The following is a 17,484-nucleotide window of genomic DNA, read 5'->3' on the forward strand; positions in this document are numbered from 1 at the left end:
GCCGGTCCGGGAGGAGAAGACCGGCGCCGAAGGGAGGAAAGGATCAGTAGTTGTAGTGGTGGTTCTTCTTGTGGCCCCAGGACTTCTTCTTCTTGGGGGCCCAGTGGCAGGAATGCTTGCTCAGGTACTTGGCCGAAACCCAGTAGTAGTTGTGCTGGAATTTCACCTTGGCCCAGCCGTGCTTGTAAGCGACGATGTGGACCGGGGTGCAGGGATTGAAGACACCAAGCACCTGGTAATGCGTGCTGGGGCCCGAACGCGCGTTCAGGGGGGTCTTGCCAACCCAGGCCTGCGTGGCCGAAGCGGCCGAGGCGGTCATGGCGGTTGCAGCGACGATGGCGGAGAGAATGAGCTTTTTCATCGGTCTGGTCCTTTGAACTAAGTCTTTGATCTGTAGTGCTTGCTGGTCTGGGTGGTCGTCTTGTTCCGTGACACCAACCTATGACTTTCGAGGCCCGCGCATAAGTCAGGCATTCCTGACGGAGGTATTCCCGACCCTGCGGCGTGACATGAGCCTGGTTTCAGGCCCCGAGCTCTGTCGGTGATCCGGACAAGAAAAAACGGACCGATCCGTGGGGGATCGGTCCGCGAGGGGAGGTGCGCCGGACAGGGAGGAGGATCCGGCGCCCCAGGGGAAGAGATCAGTAATTGTAGTAGTGGTTCTTGTGGCCCCAGTGCTGCTTCTTGTGGCCCCAGTGATGCTTTTTCGGGGTCCAGTGGCAGGCGTGGCCCTGCACGTAGTCGGCCTTCACCCAGTAGTATTTGTGGTTGAAGTAGACTTTGTACCAAGTCGGGTTGCCATAGTAGTCGCGGGTGAACTTGACCACGTGCACCGGGGTGCAGGGCTTGAACACGCCCAGCTTGTGATACTGGACACCGGGTCCGGAACGGGCATTCAGGTGGTTGTGGCCGATCCAGGCCTGGGTGGCCGAGGCGGCCGAGGCGGTCATGGCGGTTGCTGCGACGATGGCGGAAAGAATGAGCTTTTTCATGGGTCTGGTCCTTTGGGTCGATGATCTGGCGGGGTCTGTCGTCTTCGTTAACCTGTGCCCATAATTTACGGTTTGCCCCCCGATTTCATAAGTCAGGCATTCCTGACGGAGGTATTCCGGACCCCGCGACATGCCGCAGGGGCGCCGCTTGAAGGCCCCCGTCGGGCGCTCTACTGTCCGTTCAAAATGCGGAGGCTGGGATGGCAGAGAAACGCAAGCTGTTCGAGGAAGTGGGCGAGGGCGCGCCGAAACCGGCGGCCCCGGCAGGCGGCATGATCGACGCGGGAAAACGAGGCGCGCGCGGAGCGGTGCGCCTGTGGCTGATGGTGCTTTTCCTGCTGGTTGTGGTGATGATCGCGGTCGGCGGGCTGACACGGCTGACGGATTCCGGACTGTCGATCACCGAGTGGAAACCGATCACCGGGGCGCTGCCGCCGATGAATGCGGCCGACTGGGATACCGAGTTCGAGAAATACAAGCAGATCCCCGAGTACCAGTTGCAGAACAAGGGCATGTCGCTGTCCGAGTTCAAGACGATCTACTGGTGGGAATGGGGGCATCGCCAGCTGGGCAGGGTGATCGGCCTGGTCTGGGCCTTGGGTTTCTTCGGGTTCCTGCTGGCCAAGGCAATTCCGCCGGGCTGGACCGGGCGGCTGCTGGGCCTGGGGGCCCTTGGCGGCCTTCAGGGGGCCATCGGCTGGTGGATGGTCTCCTCGGGTCTTGGTGGCGAGATGCTGGACGTGGCGTCCTATCGCTTGGCCACGCACCTTGGACTGGCCTTTGTCATCCTGGGGCTGATCGCGTGGTATGTGTATCACCTGACCTATGAGGAACGCGCCCTGATGCAGGCCCGGCGCAGCGCCGAGCCCAAGCTTTTTTCCATGTCCACGGGGCTGATGCACTTCGCCTTCCTGCAGATCCTGCTGGGCGCACTGGTGGCCGGCATCGACGCGGGCCGGAGCTACAACGACTGGCCGCTGATGGGCGGAGAGGTCTTTCCCTCCAACGCGTTCGATTTTGAGCCGCTCTGGCGGAACTTCTTTGAAAACGCGGGCCTTGTGCAATTCATGCACCGAGTGACCGGCTACCTGCTGTTTGCATTCGGCGTCGTGGTCTGGCTGCGCGCGCGGCGGTCAGCCAACAGCGACACGCGCTTTCGGTTCAACGCCGTCTTTGCCGTCTTGTTGCTGCAGATTGTGCTGGGTATCGTCACGGTTGTTTATGCCGCGCCCTGGCACATTGCCATCGTGCACCAACTGGGGGCGGTTGCACTTTTGGCACTGATATTGCGGGCGCGGTTTGCCGCGCGCTATCCCGCACCACAAAGCATAAGAGGCACGAGTTGAATGAGTGCATATGACGAATTGATGGCGTTCCAGCGTGACACAGAGGCGCTGGCGCAGGTTGCAGGCCGGTTGAGTTGGGATCAGGAAACCATGATGCCGCGTGGCGCGGCGGACCAGCGCAGCGATGAACGCGCCGCCATGGAGGCGATCCTGCACCAGCGCCGCACCGACCCGCGCGTCGGAGACTGGCTGGCGGCCATAGCAGACAAGGACCTTGATCCGGTCGCCCGCGCCCAACTGCGCCACATCCGCCGCAGCCATGACCGCAGCGTGCGCGTGCCTGAACGGCTTGCTTCGGAAATCGCCCGCATGGTCAGCCGCAGCCACGTTATCTGGGCCGAGGCGCGTGCGGACGACGATTTCGCGGCCTTCGCCCCGGTGCTGAAAGAGCTCATCGCGCTCCGGCAGGAAGAGGGGGCTGCGCTGGCGGCGGGTGGCGATGTCTATGACGCATTGCTGGACGACTACGAACCCGGCGCCAAGGCGGCGGACCTCGAGGCGATGTTCGGTGCCCTGCGGCCGCGACTGGTGGCGCTGCGCGAAGCGGTGCTGTCAAAGCCCGCGCCACAGGGCCTGACGGGCACCTTTGACGAGGCGGGGCAGATGAAACTGGCGCGCCTTCTGGCCAAGACCTTCGGCTACGACATGAGACGGGGCAGGGTGGACAAGGCAGTGCACCCCTTCAGTTCCGGCTCGGGCGACGATGTGCGCATCACCACGCGCACCATGCCGCTGGAACCGTTCAACTGTTTCTACTCGACCATCCACGAGGTTGGCCACGGCAGCTATGAACAGAACATCGACCCGACGTACCGGTTGACGCCTTTGGGGGCGGGCGCGTCGATGGGTGTGCACGAAAGCCAGAGCCGGATCTACGAGAACCAGATCGGGCGCTCGCGGGCCTTCACCGGCTGGCTCTATGGCCAGATGCGCGACACTTTCGGCGACATCGGCATCGCGGACGGGGACGGGTTCTACGCGGCGGTGAACAAGGTCCGCAACGGCTATATCCGGACGGAGGCGGACGAACTCCAGTACAACCTTCACGTCCTGCTGCGCTTTGACCTGGAACGCGCGCTGATTTCCGGCGACCTGCAGGTCGATGACCTTGAAACCGCCTGGAATGACCGGTTCCTGGCGGATTTCGGTTTTGCGGTCGACAAGCCCTCGGACGGGGTCCTACAGGATGTGCACTGGTCAGCCGGCCTGTTTGGCTATTTCCCGACCTATTCTCTGGGCAATGTCTATGCGGGTTGCCTTTACAAGGCCCTGCGCGATGCGGTGCCGGAGCTGGACGGGCAGCTGGCGCAGGGCGATACCTCGGGCGCGACGGGCTGGCTGCGCGACAACCTCCAGCAGCACGGCGGCCTCTACACACCGCGTGAGGTGATCGAGAAGGCCAGTGGAACGGCGCCGTCAGAGGCACCGCTGCTGGACTACCTCGAAGAGAAGTTCGGCGCGATCTACGGGTTGTAAATCAGAGTCGGATCCGGCCGCGTGGGTGTGAGCAGACGCCCGCGCGTCATGATGCAAGTCCGGCGGTTTTCCCGTTTCGGCCGCTGCGGGGGCTTTGGTAGCACCGTGACTGATGATCCAGCGAGCGGAGAGCAATCATGAAGCAAATTCTCTTGGCCACCGGCCTTTGCGCCGGGCTTGCGCAACCCGCCCTTGCTCAGACCACGACAGAGGCACGGGTGATCGGCCCGTCGGGCTTGCCCGTCTATTCGTTGCAGGTTCTGGGGACCAACGGCGTCACCTACAATTGCCGCCCCGACACCGAAGAGCGCGACGGACACGTCATGCGCTATTGCCGGCGGGTCAAGGGCGCGGCAGTTGCCGACGGGGACCCGTTTGCGCTGGCTCCGATGGTCCTGACGGGCGCGGTCCTGGCCGTGGTTGCCGTTGGATCTGCCTCTGGCACGGATTGACCACCCGCATCGAAAAAAAAGTGCGGCGCCGCAATCGCGGCCCCGCCCCCGTGCATTCGATATGAACGCGGATCAGCTGTTGGGGTAGATGAATGCCTTGCGCGCGGATTCGAGGTTGCCCAGGCCGCGGTTGATCGCGGGGATGGCCCGGTTGACCAGTTGGGCCACCTGCGGGCGCAGGGCCGATCGCGCGTCCTGGTCCGGCGCCGCATTCAGGATCCTGTAAGCCTGCGCGAAATCGTCGGACTGGCTGCGATAGGCTTCGATCAGGGCGCGTGCTTCGGTCAGGAACTCCGTCCGACCCGGTTGCGTCTCTTCCTTGGCCGCAAGCCTGTTGACCAGGTCGCTGGCCTCATCGGCACGTTCGACCATGCTCTCGCCGCAGGATTCGCTGAACATGAGCGCGTTTCTGGGCGTGGTCGTCGGCAGATCGAAGCTCCCGCTGGCCAGACCGACAAACCAATCGGTGCACTCACGCGACCGACCGTCGAAAGAGTTGATCAGCTTGATGACCCGGTTGGCGTCATTCTTGCGGTGGTTCTGAGCCTCGATCCGCTGGTTCTGCTGGTAGCGTTCGTAGCGCCCGTACATGAAAAACACACCCACGCCGAAAGCGACGAGCGTAATCAGAAGTGAAATGATGCGCATGGCGCCGGAAATCCTCAGTCTGTCCTAGTCTTGGTCGGTCTCGTTGTCTGCCTCGCCCTGATCGGCGATCCAGGCCACGGAAACCACGGTCTCACCCGCGCCGGTGTTGAAGACCTTGACGCCGCCCGCGCTGCGCGACCGGAAGGAAATGCCATCCACCGGTACGCGGATCGACTGCCCGGTCGAGGTGGCCAGCATGATCTGGTCGTCAAGTTCGACGGGGAAGGAAGCGACAATTTCGCCGCCGCGCATGGACTTCTCCCAGGCGGTGACGCCCATGCCGCCACGACCCCGAACCGGGTAGTCATGGCTGGACGACAGCTTGCCCAGGCCCTTGGCGGTGATGGTCAGGATCAGGTTTTCCGCCGCCGACATCTGTGCATAGCGTTCCTGCGTGATGGCGCTGTCGGCATTCCCCTCTTCTTCCTCCGGTGTCTCACCTTCGTCGATCAGCCCGGCCATGGCGCGGCGCATCTTCAGGTACGAGGCGCGTTCGTCCGAGCTGGCCTCGAAGTGACGGATCACCGACATCGAAACGACCTCGTCACCGTTTGACAGGCGCACTCCGCGCACCCCGGTGGAATTGCGCGAGTTGAAGACACGCACCTCTGGCACGGGGAAGCGGATCGCACGGCCGGAATCCGTCACCAGCATGACATCGTCGTCCTCGGAGCAGATGCGCGCATTGATCAGGCGCATGTCCTCATCTTCGAACTTCATCGCGATCTTGCCGTTCGACTTCACGTTGGTGAAATCCGACAGCTTATTGCGCCGCACACTGCCCTTGTTGGTCGCAAACACGATCTGGAGGTCGTCCCAGTCCGCCTCTGGCCGGTCGACCGGCATGATTGCGGCGATCGAGACGCCCGAAGGGATCGGCAGGATGTTGACGATGGCCTTGCCCTTGGAGGTCCGCCCGCCCAGCGGCAGGCGCCAGGTCTTGAGCTTGTAGGCCATGCCGTCGGTGGTGAAGAACAGAAGCTGCGTATGCGTGTTTGCGACAAACAGCGTGGTGACGACGTCGTCATCCTTGGTCGCCATGCCGGACAGGCCCTTGCCGCCCCGTTTCTGGGCGCGGAAATCGGCCAGGGCGGTGCGCTTGATATAGCCGGACTGGGTCACGGTCACGACCATGTCCTCACGCTCGATCAGGTCCTCGTCCTCGAGGTCGCCGGCCCATTCGGTGATCTCGGTCCGGCGCGGCACGGCGAATTCATCGCGGATGGCAATCATCTCGTCCTTGATGATGCCCATGATGCGTTCGCGCGACGAAAGGATGTCGAGGTAGTCCTTGATCTTGGCGGCCAGATCTTCGAGTTCGTCGGTGACTTCCTTGACCCCCAGCTGGGTCAGGCGCTGCAGGCGCAGTTCAAGGATGGCACGGGCCTGGGTTTCGGACAGGTTGTAGGTGCCGTCCTCGTTGGCCTTGTGGGTCGGATCGTCGATCAACGCGATATAGGGCAGGATCTCTTCCGCCGGCCAGCGACGCTCCATCAGGCGTTGCCGCGCCTCGGGGGCGTCGGCGCTGGAGCGGATGGTGGCCACCACCTCGTCGACATTCGAAACCGCCACGGCCAGACCGCACAGGATGTGCGACCGTTCGCGTGCCTTGCGCAGCAGGTAGGCCGTGCGCCGCGCCACCACGTCCTCGCGGAAGTCGATGAAGGCCGAGAGGAAACCATACAGCGTCAGCTGCTCCGGCTTGCCGCCGTTCAGCGCCAGCATGTTGCAGCCGAAACTGACCTGCATCGGGGTAAAGCGGAAAAGCTGGTTCAACACCACCTCGGCGGTGGCGTCGCGTTTGAGTTCGACCACCACCCGCACGCCGTCGCGGTCGGATTCGTCCTGGACGTGGGCGATGCCCTCGATCTTCTTGTCGCGCGCGGCCTCGGCGATGCGCTCGATCATCGTCGCCTTGTTCACCTGGTAGGGGATCTCGTCGATGACGATGGCATAGCGGTCCTTGCGCAACTCCTCGATCCGGGTCTTGGCGCGGATGATGACGCTGCCACGGCATTCCAGGTAGGCCTTGCGCGCGCCCGAGCGGCCAAGGATCACGCCCCCGGTGGGAAAGTCAGGCCCGGGGATGTATTCGATCAGTTCCTCGGTCGACATGTCCGGGTTCTCGATCAACGCCAGCGTGGCTTCGATCACCTCGCCCAGGTTGTGGGGCGGAATCCGGGTTGCCATGCCGACGGCGATGCCTTCGGCACCGTTGACCAGCACGTTGGGATAGCGCGCGGGCAGGACCGTGGGCTCGCTTTCCTTGCCGTCGTAGTTGTCCTGGAAATCGACGGTTTCCTTGTCGATGTCGGTCAACAGAGCAAGGGCGGATTTCGCCAGCCGGCTTTCCGTGTATCGCATGGCGGCGGGCGGGTCGCCGTCCATCGAGCCGAAGTTGCCCTGACCGTCGATCAGCGGCAGCGACATCGAGAAGTCTTGCGCCATCCGCACAAGCGCGTCGTAGATCGCGGAATCGCCGTGCGGGTGATAGTTGCCCATCACCTCGCCGACGGATTTCGCCGACTTCCGATAGGCCTTGTCGGGCGTGTAATTGCCCTCGTACATGGCGTAGAGGATGCGCCGGTGCACAGGTTTTAGGCCGTCGCGCAGATCCGGAATCGCGCGGCTGACGATGACCGACATGGCGTAGTCGAGGTAGCTCGACTTCATCTCGTTTTCGATCGAGATCGAGGGGCCGCGCGGTGCCGGACGATTTTCGTCTTCGTTTTCAGGGGGTTCGGGCGTATCGCTCACGTCAGGGGCCTGTCAGTTGATCTGCCATATCTTGTTGGAGAGGGTATATCAGAGACTATCTGTGGGGTGCAATGGCAGCCCGGGGCAGCATTTTGGCAGCCAGCGGGCCTGTCTGCTAACACATTGTTTTTATTGATAAGTAAAGATTTGCTTGGCAGCATTTACCTACGAGTTGTCAATCGAGGTAAAAACGATGCAGGAGTCCGAGACCGAGCTGATGCTCAAGGGGTATGGCCTGACCACGGCCGAGTTCTTTTATCACATGCCCGATTATGCCCATGTCCTGAACACCTTTATCTGGCAGGAGTACGACCTGGCGCCGGATCATCCCCGGCTGTTCGAGTTCATCGAGTTCTGGCACGACGAGATCGAAGGGCCGTTGCACTCTGTGCGGTTCACCCATCGCAAGATGATCTCGCCCGGGGAATGGCGCAACGTGGTGGGCGAATTCCGCTACCATTGAGCCGCCGCCGGAGGCCGTGAACTTTGTACAAAACGTACGTTTTGTACGTTGATTCCGGCAAAACGTACAAAGCGTTAGGATCTAGGAAAGAAATGTGAAAATGGGCGGTCCGGGTCTGGGCCGCCCCTGTCCCCGGGCGTCAGGGAATGATCCGGGTGTATTTCACGCCTTCCAGTGTCGCGCCCACACGCAGACCGGCCTGGCCAAAGATCACCGCGATCACCGGCGCCAGCGAGGTGGTGGTTTCCGCCGCCAGCGTCTCGCCCCGTTCCAGCACCGCGTATTCCAGGTTCGCGCCAGCCGCGAAGCCCGGCGAACGGCGGAAGGTTTCCAGCGCGCTGTTGGTCATGAAGAAGAGAACGTGCGAATACTGTTGCGCGCCGATCTGAAGACCGCCCGAGGCCTTGGCCACCGAATAGTAGTCCACCGAAGCGCCGTTGATCCGCAGCGCGCCGCGGCCATAGCCGCCGCCGAAGCCGAGGCCCGCCTCGGTCACCACCGGCATCACCAGCATGCCGACGGATTTCGCCGCAAGATCGCGGGTGGCCGGGTAGTCGCTGTAGAGGCGCGACAGGGTCTGGTCGACGCGCGCGTCGATGCGCGCATCGCCGCCGCTGCCGACGCCGTTGCACGCGCCCAGTGCCAGGGTAGCACCAAGCCCGAAGGTCACATTACGTCTGTTGAGTGTCATGGGTCCGCCTGTTCCTCGATTGGCCTCAATTCCGGCTGTTTCGCCGGTTGCGGCGCAATATAGGCATAGGGGCAAGAGATGTCACGACATGTTGTGGCAAATCGGCAAGAGACCGCACGCAAGGCTTTGGCCGACATGGGCGGGATCACCCGTTCAGCAGCCGGGCCGCCGCCGGGGCGAAGTAGGTCAGCACGCCGTCGCAGCCGGCGCGCTTGAAGCTCACCAGGCTTTCCATCATGACCTTTTCGCCATCGACCCAGCCGCGTTCGCCGGCGCCCGCGATCATCGCGTATTCGCCGGACACCTGGTAGGCGAAGGTGGGCGCGCCGAACATCTCGTGCGCGCGGCGGCAGATGTCGAGGTAGGGCATGCCCGGTTTCACCATGATCATGTCCGCGCCCTCGGCCAGGTCGCGGGCGATCAGGCGCATCGCCTCGTCCGAATTGCCGGGGTCCTGCTGGTAGGTCTTCTTGTCGCCTTTCAGCGCGCCGGAGGCGCCGACCGCGTCGCGGAACGGCCCGTAAAAGGCGCTGGCGTATTTCGCGGCATAGCTCAGCAGCAGCACGTTCTGGTGTCCCGCTCCTTCGAGCGCGCCGCGCAATGCGCCGATGCGCCCGTCCATCATGTCGGAGGGCCCGATGATGTCGGCACCGGCGTCCGCCTGGCTGAGCGCCTGTTTCACCAGTGCCTCGACCGTGCGGTCGTTGACGATCTCGCCACCCTCGACAAAACCGTCATGGCCGTTGATGTTGTAGGGGTCCAGCGCCACGTCGGTCATCACGGCGATGTCCGGTGCCGCCGCCTTGATCGCCCGCGTGGCGCGGTTGCTGAGGTTTTCCGGGTTCCAGGCCTCGGCGCAATCCTCGGTCTTGAGCGCGGGATCGGTGTAGGGAAACAGGCAGATTGCCGGGATCCCCAGCGCCTGCGCCTCGACGGCGGCCTCTGCCACCTTGTCCACCGACAGCCGGTTGACCCCGGGCATCGAGTGGATCGGTTCCACCACGCCCTCGCCGTCGCGCACGAAGACCGGCCAGATGAAATCCGCCGGGGAAAGCGTGGTTTCCTGCACCAATGCGCGGATCGCGGGGGTGCGGCGCAGGCGGCGCAGGCGGGTGGCGGGGAAGGGGGCAAAGGTCGGCTGCATCGGGCGCTCCGTCATTGGTCGGGACAAGGGATGCACCCGCGCGCGCGGGCTTGTCCAGCCCCCTCTGGGCATTTGGATTTGCCCGCGCTATGAGGCGGGTCACAGGCAAGGACAGGGCATATGGACTGGCACGACACCGTATTCGAGCTGATTGACCTTCGCAGCTTTTCCAACCTGTGGTTCTGGATCGTGCTTGCCGTTCTTTGGTCCTCGACCAGCCATTGGGTCATGGGCGTGCCCTATGACATGGTCGCGCGCGCCCGGCGCAACGGCGGGCAGGCGGCGCAGGACCTGGAGGACCTGGTGCGGATCAACACCAACCGCCTGCTGTTCATCGCCGAGGAATCGGGGCTGTGGATCGTGGCCATCGGCTCGGCCTTCCTGTCGGGTGTGGCGATCCTGGGCTTCTACCCGGGCTACTGGATCGAGTTCGCCCAGGCCGTGTTCCTGCTGGCCTTTCCGATGACGCTGGTGGGGCTGCTCAGCGTGCGGTCGGCCCGCCTGATCCGCGAAGGCGAGGGCGAGGGAGAGGCGCTGTGGCGGCGGCTGCGCATCCACCGGATGCTGACGCAGCTGATCGGGATGGTGTCGATCTTTGTCACCGCGTTGTGGGGGATGTACATGAACCTGACGGTCTTGCCTTTCTGATCCGGGCAAAGCGCAGGTTGACGGCGCCCGCGCAGCGCGCCATTTGAGCCTCCATGACAGAGCAGCGGATCATCATGGGCGGCGCGCCCGAGGGTTACGACGCCCGGCTGGTGCTGCGCGAAGTGGAGCGGGCCAAGGGGCCGGTCATCCACATCGCGCGCGACGACAAGCGGCTGGCGGCCATGCGCGATGCGCTGGCCTTCTTTGCGCCGGAGATGCCGGCGGTACACTTTCCGGCCTGGGATTGCCTGCCATATGACCGGGTGTCGCCCAATGCCGATATTTCCGCCGCCCGCATGGCGACGCTGGCGGGACTGGTGCATGGCGGGCCGTCGCGATTTGTCCTGCTGACGACGCTTTCCGCAGCGATGCAGTACTTGCCAGCGCGAGAGGTCCTGCGCGAGGCGGCCTTTGCCGCCCGTGTCGGTGACCGCGTGGACGAGGTCGCGTTGCGGGCTTTCCTTGTCCGCATGGGGTTCAGCCAGGCGCCCACGGTGACAGAGCCGGGCGATTATGCGGTCCGCGGCGGCATCATCGACATCTACCCGCCGGGCGAAGGCGGGCCGGTGCGGCTGGATTTTTTCGGTGACGTTCTGGACGGCGCGCGGCGTTTCGATCCGGTCAGCCAGCGCACGACCGAGAAGCTGGACGTGGTCGAACTGGCGCCCGTGTCGGAGGTGATCCTCGACGAGGCGGCGATCACGCGGTTCCGGCAGAACTACCGGATCGAGTTCGGCGCGGCGGGGACGGACGATCCGCTCTACGAGGCGGTCAGCGCGGGGCGCAAGCACGCGGGCGTCGAGCACTGGTTGCCCTTCTTCCATGCGCGGCTGGAAACCCTGTTCGACTACCTGCCCGATGCGCCGGTGCTGATGGACGATCAACTGACGCCCTCGCGCCTGTCGCGATGGGACAGTATCGCGGACCAGTACGAGACGCGTCGCCACGCCCTGAGCCAGAAAAAGACACTGGGCAGCACGGTTTACAAGCCGATCCCGCCCGAGACCCTGTACCTGGACGATGGCGCCTGGGAAGCGGCGTTGGAAGGCAAGCGTCAGGTGCAGTTCCACCCGCTGCCGCAGGCCAGCGGGCCGGGTGTCGTGGATGCGGGCGGGCGCATCGGGCGCAACTTCTCGCCCGAGCGCCAGCAGGAAAACATCAGCCTCTTCAAGACGCTGGCGGATCATGTTCAGACCTGCCTTCAGGATGGGCCGGTGGTCATCGCCTCCTACTCGGAGGGGGCGCGGGAACGCCTGACCGGGCTGATCGAGGACGAGGGGCTGGCCGAGGTGATCCCGATCACCAATGGCACCCGGATCGACAAGCGCGGCCTGCATCTTGCGGTCTGGTCGCTGGAGGCGGGCTTTGCCGCGCCGTGGGAAAAGGCGGGGGACAAGGGCCGCCTGACGGTCATCTCGGAACAGGACGTTCTGGGCGACCGGCTGATCCGACAGCCAAAAAAGCGCCGCAAGGCCGAGAATTTCATCACCGAGCACCAGTCGCTTTCGCCCGGTGACCTGGTGGTTCACGTCGATCACGGCATCGGGCGGTATCTCGGGCTGGAGGTGGTCACCGCCGCGGGCGCGGCGCATGAATGCCTGACGCTGGAATATGCCGAGGGCGCCAAGCTTTACCTGCCGGTCGAGAATATCGAGCTGCTGTCCAAGTACGGCCACGAGGAAGGCCTGCTGGACAAGCTGGGCGGCGGTGCATGGCAGGCCAAGAAGGCCAAGCTGAAACAGCGCATCCGCGAGATGGCCGACCGCCTGATCCGGATTGCCGCCGAACGCGCCCTGCGCAAGGCGCCGATCATGGACCCGCCCGCGGGGGCCTATGAGTCCTTTGCCGCGCGCTTCCCCTACCAGGAAACCGACGACCAGCTGCGCGCCATCGAGGACGTGATGGAGGACATGCACTCCGGTCAGCCGATGGATCGGCTGATTTGCGGCGACGTGGGGTTCGGCAAGACCGAGGTTGCGATGCGCGCGGCCTTTGTCGCGGCCATGTCCGGCGTTCAGGTTGCGGTGATCGCGCCGACGACGCTGCTGGCCCGCCAGCACTACAACAGCTTTGCCGAGAGGTTCCGGGGCTTTCCGCTGGAGGTCAATCCACTGTCGCGTTTCGTGTCCTCCCGGCAGGCCGCGCTGACCCGCGACGGGATTTCCAAGGGCACCGTCGACATTGCCGTGGGCACCCATGCGCTGCTGGCCAAGGGCATCCGGTTCAATAACCTGGGCCTGCTGATCATCGACGAGGAACAGCGGTTCGGCGTCCAGCACAAGGAACGGCTGAAACAGCTGCGCTCGGACATCCATGTCTTGACGCTGACCGCCACGCCGATCCCGCGCACGCTGCAATTGTCTCTGACCGGCGTGCGGGACCTGTCGGTCATCGGGACGCCGCCGGTCGACCGTCTGTCGATCCGCACCTATGTGTCCGAATTCGACCCGGTGACGATCCGCGAGGCGCTGTTGCGCGAGCATTACCGGGGCGGGCAGAGCTTTTTCGTCGTCCCACGCCTGAGCGATCTGCCGGAGGTCGAGGAGTTCCTGAAGGAACAGGTGCCCGAGGTGTCCTATGTCGTGGCGCATGGCCAGATGGCGGCGGGAGAGTTGGACGACCGCATGAACGCCTTTTACGACGGGCGCTACGACGTGCTGCTGGCCACGACCATCGTGGAATCCGGGCTCGACATTCCCACCGCCAACACGATGGTGGTGCACCGTGCCGACATGTTCGGCCTCAGCCAGCTCTACCAGATCCGGGGGCGCGTTGGCCGGTCCAAGACGCGTGCCTATTGCTACCTGACCACGAAACCCCGCGTGAAGCTGACCCAGACGGCGGAAAAGCGGCTGCGGGTGCTGGGCAGCATCGACACGCTGGGCGCGGGGTTCAGCTTGGCGTCGCAGGACCTCGACATTCGCGGGGCAGGCAACCTGCTGGGCGAGGAACAGTCGGGACAGATGCGCGACGTGGGATACGAGTTGTACCAGTCGATGCTGGAAGAGGCGATCGCCAAGATCCGCGCCGGAGAGATGGACGGTCTGGCCGAGGCGGACGATCAATGGGCGCCGCAGATCAACCTGGGCGTCCCGGTGCTGATCCCCGAGGATTATGTGCCCGATCTGGACGTACGCCTGGGCCTGTACCGGCGCCTGTCGGGGCTGACCACCAAGGTGGAATTGGAAGGGTTCGCCGCCGAGCTGATCGACCGTTTCGGCAAGCTGCCGCGCGAAGTGAACACCCTGCTTTTGGTGGTGCGGATCAAGGCCATGTGCAAGAAGGCGGGCATCGCCAAGCTGGATGGCGGCCCCAAGGGCGCCACGATCCAGTTCCACAACGACAAGTTCGCCTCGCCGCAGGGGCTGGTGGAATTCATCAAGGCGCAGGATGGACTTGCCAAGGTGCGCGAGAACAAGATCGTGGTGCGCCGCGACTGGAAGCGCGACAAGGACAAGATCCAGGGCGCCTTTGCCATTGCCCGTGACCTGGCCGAAAAGGTGGTTGCCGAAAAGAAGAAGGCCAAGGCCTGAAACCGGGGCCGGGCTTTACGTCTCCCCGCGGGGATTGAGGACGCTGAGCGGTGAGGGCTGAACGACTGTCATGGCCTTTCCCGGCCGTGCGGCGGGCCTATTGTCCGGTCGCGTCAATGGGGCAGCCGGTCAAGGCGCATCTCCGGATCCTCGGCATCGACGATCGAGAAATATCCGTATTGCACCTGCGAGACGGGTACGCGCTTGCTGCGTGAGGCGCCCTTGGGGACCGGAAACTCGCAGCCCTCGCCGGTCATGTCATTGGTGATGACCTCGACGGTATCGCCCCATTGATCCGTCTTCCAGTTGACGAAATTCTGTTGCCAGTAGGTGTTCGCCGTGGCGCTTTCATCCGCCTCCCAGGCTTTCTGGTTGGCACAGGCGCGCCGGAAATCCATCTCTGTCATGGTTCGGGACGTGGGGCGCAACGGCCCGATCCGAATGCCCCAGCGGCCGGCCTGATCCACCGTTTCAACGTGGAACATGCGGTCGGGCGGCGTGCGCAGCATCGTGGCAATCAGCGAGGGTTTCAGGTGCTCGCCGTCCTGGAACCCACGGTTCTGCATCAGGTCCTCGATGGTGCGGGCCAGCGTTTCCATCGCGAGGGCGTAGGCGCGGGTCACGGTTGCCGCGTCGTAATCGCCGCGCCCGACCTGCAGCGAGGGCGCGTGAAATCCCAGCCGCGCGGTCGGATGCATCACCCGCCATTTGTAGTATCCGCTTTCGTGGGCGTGGAAACTGCCCGCCATGAACAGCAGGGCGCAAGCGCTTTCACAGCGCGCGCCCGCCTCCAGCCGGGTTCCGATGGCCATCTCGCGCAGCACCGCGCCCAGTTTCAGCGCTTCGGAAATGGCGCCTCCGGGACTGTCAAGGCAGATGACGGAGACGCCGTATTGGCCCTGATCCCGCCAGCCTTCGATCGAGCTGCGCAGGCCGTGGGCCATGCGGTCGGCATCGCCCGGCGCGAACTGGCCGGTGATCCGGTGGGTGCAGGCTATGTTCGGGTCAGGCCTCTGGATGTCGAAGGCATCGTTCGTCATGCCGATCACCCGCAGCTCGGCCGCATGTGCGGGCAGGGCGAACAGACCGAAAAGTGCCAGGACAAGGTGTTTCATGGGCATGCTCCGAAATTGCATCTTCAGTATTCCGTCGCAGGCGATTCCGGTCAAACGCGCAGGCGCGGGCGGGCTTGACCGTGGTGGCGGGGCGGTCTGACACTGTGTCATGCGGATCGCGACCCTGAACATGCAGAACCTGCGGCTTATGCCGGATGGCACGGTTTTCGGGGCGCGCGACCGCGACGATGACGAAAGCCCGGCGCTGGATCAGGCAGACCGGCGGTTGACGGCGGCACTGCTTGCGCAGGCGGATGCGGATGTCCTGGCCTTGCAAGAGGTCTTTGACCGGGCCAGCCTGGATGCCTTTCACGACCGTTACCTGGTGCCTGTCTGTCGGGCCTATCCCTGGCGGCTGTGCCTGCCGGGCAATGATGGCCGTGGGCTGGACGTGGCGATCATGTCGCGCGTCCCCTGGGATCACGCTGCCAGCCATGCGGCGCTGACGGCCGATGACCTGGGGCTTGCTCCGCCCCAAGACATGGCCGCCGACGCACCGATCTTTCGACGCGACGCGCTGGAGGTGCATTTTGGCGAACTGACGCTCTTCGTGGTGCATTTCAAGGCGCCATATCCGGATGCGGCACGGGCCTGGGCGGTGCGGCGGCTGGAGGCGCAGGCGCTTGCCCGACTGGTGGCCGGGGCCGGGTCCTTGTGGCTGGTGGCGGGGGATCTGAATGAACCGGGCGGTTCGACGGAAAGGGCGGTGGCGCCGCTTGAGGTGCTTGGCGAAAACCTGATGCGGCGGCTGCCTGCGGCAGAGCGGTGGACCTATTTCCAACCCGATGAGCAGAGATACGGCGCGCCGGATGCCTTGATCGCCTCTCCCAGGCTCGCCGCGCGGCTCGATGGGGTTGTGCCACGGATTCTGCGGGCCGGCATGGGGCGCGAGGCTGGACCGGAAGGCGCCAGGCGTCTGCCGGAAACCGGCCATCACCGGCCACATGCCAGCGATCACGCGGGGGTTGTGTTGGACCTGGCAAGGGCCCGACTTTAGACCAACGTCCGGACAATTGGCCGTTTGCTGCGCAGCACCGGGCGCGTGTGGGCGGGATCCCGCCACTGGCCGGGTCAGGGCTGCGGCCCCCTGATTCGGTTTGGACCTAAATGGTGAAATGTCTTTCGATACATGGATTAATGCTTTGAAGTCATTGTTTTTAGTTAACTCGTCGCGTTTCAGAATATGCCTGGTGGATGCTTGTTTTCCGGATTCGGTCTGCTTACTAAGCCTCAAGTGATGTGGAACCGCACGCGGGCGATAGGCGGAAACTAGCCTTCCGGATAGTCTAAAGCTTGACCGCGAAGGTCAGCTTTGGGATCGTTTCCACACCACTAAGTTGAAAGAAGGCGACAGCCTGCATAGACGAAATAACGGGCTTTGGCCCGCAGGGAGAGGTTTTGCCGGTGGGAATCAATTCCAAAGAGCTCTGGACGGAAAGTGCAGAAGTTCATTTCCTTCGGACCCGCAGAGGAACGGCCGCCCAGGCGGACCAGGCATTCGCCACCTATGACACGCTGACCGATCTCTCCGTAGATGAGCGGGCACTGGATATCTGGGATCTGGATCTGTTCATTTTGCAGGCGCCCCGGGACGGCATTGCGGACCAGCTTGGCGAACTTGGAGAGTGGGTAGCCTCGGTGACGGTCTTTGGCCAGGTGCGCGATGCGTTGCGGATCGCGGAACGCGTGGACGGCGACAGCGCCGCCTTTCTGGTGAACATCGACGTCTTCGGGCCCCTGGAACAGGCGGTGGATGTCCTGCTGTCCTTGCGCCGCACGAACCCCAAGCTGACCATCCTTGTGATGTCGTCCGAGTTCGTGCGCGACGATACCTCGCTGGAGCGCAGTGCCATCGCGGACGCCTCTTTGCGACTGCCCTTGACGCCGGATCGGCTGCGGGACGGGCTTTACTGTGCGGCGGAAAACACCAAGCTGCGCCAGTTGGGGCTGGCTCTCTGACCGATTTTTTCGGCTGGCCGCCGGACGAACGGGCAACGGTTCGGAGATATTTCCCGTTGCCTAGCTGCGCGTGCCGCGTCAAAAGTTAACAATTCGTTAACGATTGATGGTGGTATTATGGGCCGATTGCTCTTTATGTCGATGGTCTTTGCCGCAGGTTCCAGCCTTGCCGATCCAAGCAAACCAACCCCGACAGAGCGCATTGAACAGTTTCGGACAGCGCAGGCTTTTGATTGCAGAAACGTGAGCTGCAAGCGCCT

General features: G+C 63.8%; 15 protein-coding genes. 8 read left to right on the plus strand and 7 right to left on the minus strand.

What is annotated here, in order from left to right; translation table 11 throughout:
* Positions 1 to 43 precede the first annotated feature (43 nt).
* Entirely contained in the window at positions 44 to 361 is a 318-nt protein-coding gene (locus ACQY5B_RS10545) for an SH3 domain-containing protein (RefSeq protein ID WP_305969772.1), read from the minus strand.
* 280 nt (positions 362 to 641) lie between these two features.
* Positions 642 to 992, minus strand: a complete 351-nt coding sequence (locus ACQY5B_RS10550; protein ID WP_420325300.1) for an SH3 domain-containing protein — start codon at positions 990 to 992, stop codon at positions 642 to 644.
* A 200-nt stretch (positions 993 to 1,192) separates the two neighbouring features.
* Here ACQY5B_RS10550 and ctaA point away from each other — a divergent pair, with 200 nt between their 5' ends.
* From ctaA to ACQY5B_RS10565, 3 genes are all read left to right on the plus strand, one after another.
* Positions 1,193 to 2,338 carry a heme A synthase gene (gene ctaA / locus ACQY5B_RS10555; RefSeq protein WP_420325299.1) on the plus strand — a complete coding sequence of 382 codons (1,146 nt, stop codon included), beginning with the start codon at positions 1,193 to 1,195 and terminating at the stop codon, positions 2,336 to 2,338.
* Positions 2,339 to 3,814 (plus strand): carboxypeptidase M32, encoded by a 1,476-nt coding sequence (locus ACQY5B_RS10560; RefSeq protein ID WP_420325298.1) that lies wholly within the window; start codon positions 2,339 to 2,341, stop codon positions 3,812 to 3,814.
* Positions 3,815 to 3,951: 137 nt separating this feature from the next.
* Positions 3,952 to 4,266, plus strand: coding sequence for a hypothetical protein (locus tag ACQY5B_RS10565; protein ID WP_420325297.1), 315 nt, complete (start codon positions 3,952 to 3,954; stop codon positions 4,264 to 4,266).
* Between the two features lie 72 nt (positions 4,267 to 4,338).
* On the opposite strand, the gene ACQY5B_RS10570 is transcribed toward ACQY5B_RS10565, so the two are convergent.
* Together ACQY5B_RS10570 and gyrA are read right to left on the minus strand one after the other, a co-directional pair.
* Positions 4,339 to 4,914, minus strand: coding sequence for a hypothetical protein (locus tag ACQY5B_RS10570; RefSeq protein WP_420325296.1), 576 nt, complete (start codon positions 4,912 to 4,914; stop codon positions 4,339 to 4,341).
* A gap of 24 nt (positions 4,915 to 4,938) precedes the next feature.
* On the minus strand, positions 4,939 to 7,671 hold the full coding sequence (gene gyrA / locus ACQY5B_RS10575; protein WP_305969778.1) for a DNA gyrase subunit A: 2,733 nt from the start codon (positions 7,669 to 7,671) through the stop codon (positions 4,939 to 4,941).
* Between the two features lie 193 nt (positions 7,672 to 7,864).
* Between gyrA and ACQY5B_RS10580 the strand changes: the two genes are divergently transcribed.
* On the plus strand, positions 7,865 to 8,134 hold the full coding sequence (locus tag ACQY5B_RS10580; protein ID WP_305969870.1) for an usg protein: 270 nt from the start codon (positions 7,865 to 7,867) through the stop codon (positions 8,132 to 8,134).
* 139 nt (positions 8,135 to 8,273) lie between these two features.
* Here the strand turns inward: ACQY5B_RS10580 and ACQY5B_RS10585 are convergent, their stop codons facing one another.
* Together ACQY5B_RS10585 and hemB are read right to left on the minus strand one after the other, a co-directional pair.
* A complete protein-coding gene (locus ACQY5B_RS10585) occupies positions 8,274 to 8,825 on the minus strand; it encodes a lipid-binding SYLF domain-containing protein (protein ID WP_305969779.1) in 552 nt (183 codons plus the stop codon).
* A 145-nt stretch (positions 8,826 to 8,970) separates the two neighbouring features.
* Positions 8,971 to 9,969, minus strand: coding sequence for a porphobilinogen synthase (hemB, locus tag ACQY5B_RS10590; protein WP_305969780.1), 999 nt, complete (start codon positions 9,967 to 9,969; stop codon positions 8,971 to 8,973).
* 120 nt (positions 9,970 to 10,089) lie between these two features.
* On the opposite strand from hemB, the gene ACQY5B_RS10595 reads away from it, so the two are divergent.
* Both ACQY5B_RS10595 and mfd read left to right on the plus strand, forming a co-directional pair.
* Entirely contained in the window at positions 10,090 to 10,617 is a 528-nt protein-coding gene (locus ACQY5B_RS10595; RefSeq protein ID WP_305969781.1) for a component of SufBCD complex, read from the plus strand.
* A gap of 53 nt (positions 10,618 to 10,670) precedes the next feature.
* Entirely contained in the window at positions 10,671 to 14,150 is a 3,480-nt protein-coding gene (gene mfd, locus ACQY5B_RS10600) for a transcription-repair coupling factor (protein ID WP_420325295.1), read from the plus strand.
* 113 nt (positions 14,151 to 14,263) lie between these two features.
* Here the strand turns inward: mfd and ACQY5B_RS10605 are convergent, their stop codons facing one another.
* On the minus strand, positions 14,264 to 15,265 hold the full coding sequence (locus ACQY5B_RS10605; RefSeq protein ID WP_420325294.1) for a COG3904 family protein: 1,002 nt from the start codon (positions 15,263 to 15,265) through the stop codon (positions 14,264 to 14,266).
* 109 nt (positions 15,266 to 15,374) lie between these two features.
* Here ACQY5B_RS10605 and ACQY5B_RS10610 point away from each other — a divergent pair, with 109 nt between their 5' ends.
* Positions 15,375 to 16,262 (plus strand): endonuclease/exonuclease/phosphatase family protein, encoded by an 888-nt coding sequence (locus ACQY5B_RS10610; RefSeq protein ID WP_420325293.1) that lies wholly within the window; start codon positions 15,375 to 15,377, stop codon positions 16,260 to 16,262.
* 407 nt (positions 16,263 to 16,669) lie between these two features.
* A complete protein-coding gene (locus tag ACQY5B_RS10615) occupies positions 16,670 to 17,224 on the plus strand; it encodes a hypothetical protein (protein WP_305969785.1) in 555 nt (184 codons plus the stop codon).
* Positions 17,225 to 17,484: the final 260 nt, after the last annotated feature.

The organism is Antarctobacter sp. (assembly GCF_965277915.1).
Taxonomy (GTDB): Bacteria; Pseudomonadota; Alphaproteobacteria; order Rhodobacterales; family Rhodobacteraceae; genus Antarctobacter.

Coding starts and splice junctions, on each gene's coding strand:
- ctaA (WP_420325299.1), top strand. CDS start 1,193: ATGGCAGAGAAACGCAAGCTGTTCGAGGAAGTGGGCGAGGGCGCGCCG.
- hemB (WP_305969780.1), bottom strand. CDS start 9,969: ATGCAGCCGACCTTTGCCCCCTTCCCCGCCACCCGCCTGCGCCGCCTG.
- ACQY5B_RS10560 (WP_420325298.1), top strand. CDS start 2,339: ATGAGTGCATATGACGAATTGATGGCGTTCCAGCGTGACACAGAGGCG.
- ACQY5B_RS10545 (WP_305969772.1), bottom strand. CDS start 361: ATGAAAAAGCTCATTCTCTCCGCCATCGTCGCTGCAACCGCCATGACC.
- ACQY5B_RS10565 (WP_420325297.1), top strand. CDS start 3,952: ATGAAGCAAATTCTCTTGGCCACCGGCCTTTGCGCCGGGCTTGCGCAA.
- ACQY5B_RS10580 (WP_305969870.1), top strand. CDS start 7,865: ATGCAGGAGTCCGAGACCGAGCTGATGCTCAAGGGGTATGGCCTGACC.
- ACQY5B_RS10550 (WP_420325300.1), bottom strand. CDS start 992: ATGAAAAAGCTCATTCTTTCCGCCATCGTCGCAGCAACCGCCATGACC.
- ACQY5B_RS10595 (WP_305969781.1), top strand. CDS start 10,090: ATGGACTGGCACGACACCGTATTCGAGCTGATTGACCTTCGCAGCTTT.
- ACQY5B_RS10585 (WP_305969779.1), bottom strand. CDS start 8,825: ATGACACTCAACAGACGTAATGTGACCTTCGGGCTTGGTGCTACCCTG.
- ACQY5B_RS10605 (WP_420325294.1), bottom strand. CDS start 15,265: ATGAAACACCTTGTCCTGGCACTTTTCGGTCTGTTCGCCCTGCCCGCA.
- ACQY5B_RS10570 (WP_420325296.1), bottom strand. CDS start 4,914: ATGCGCATCATTTCACTTCTGATTACGCTCGTCGCTTTCGGCGTGGGT.
- ACQY5B_RS10610 (WP_420325293.1), top strand. CDS start 15,375: ATGCGGATCGCGACCCTGAACATGCAGAACCTGCGGCTTATGCCGGAT.
- mfd (WP_420325295.1), top strand. CDS start 10,671: ATGACAGAGCAGCGGATCATCATGGGCGGCGCGCCCGAGGGTTACGAC.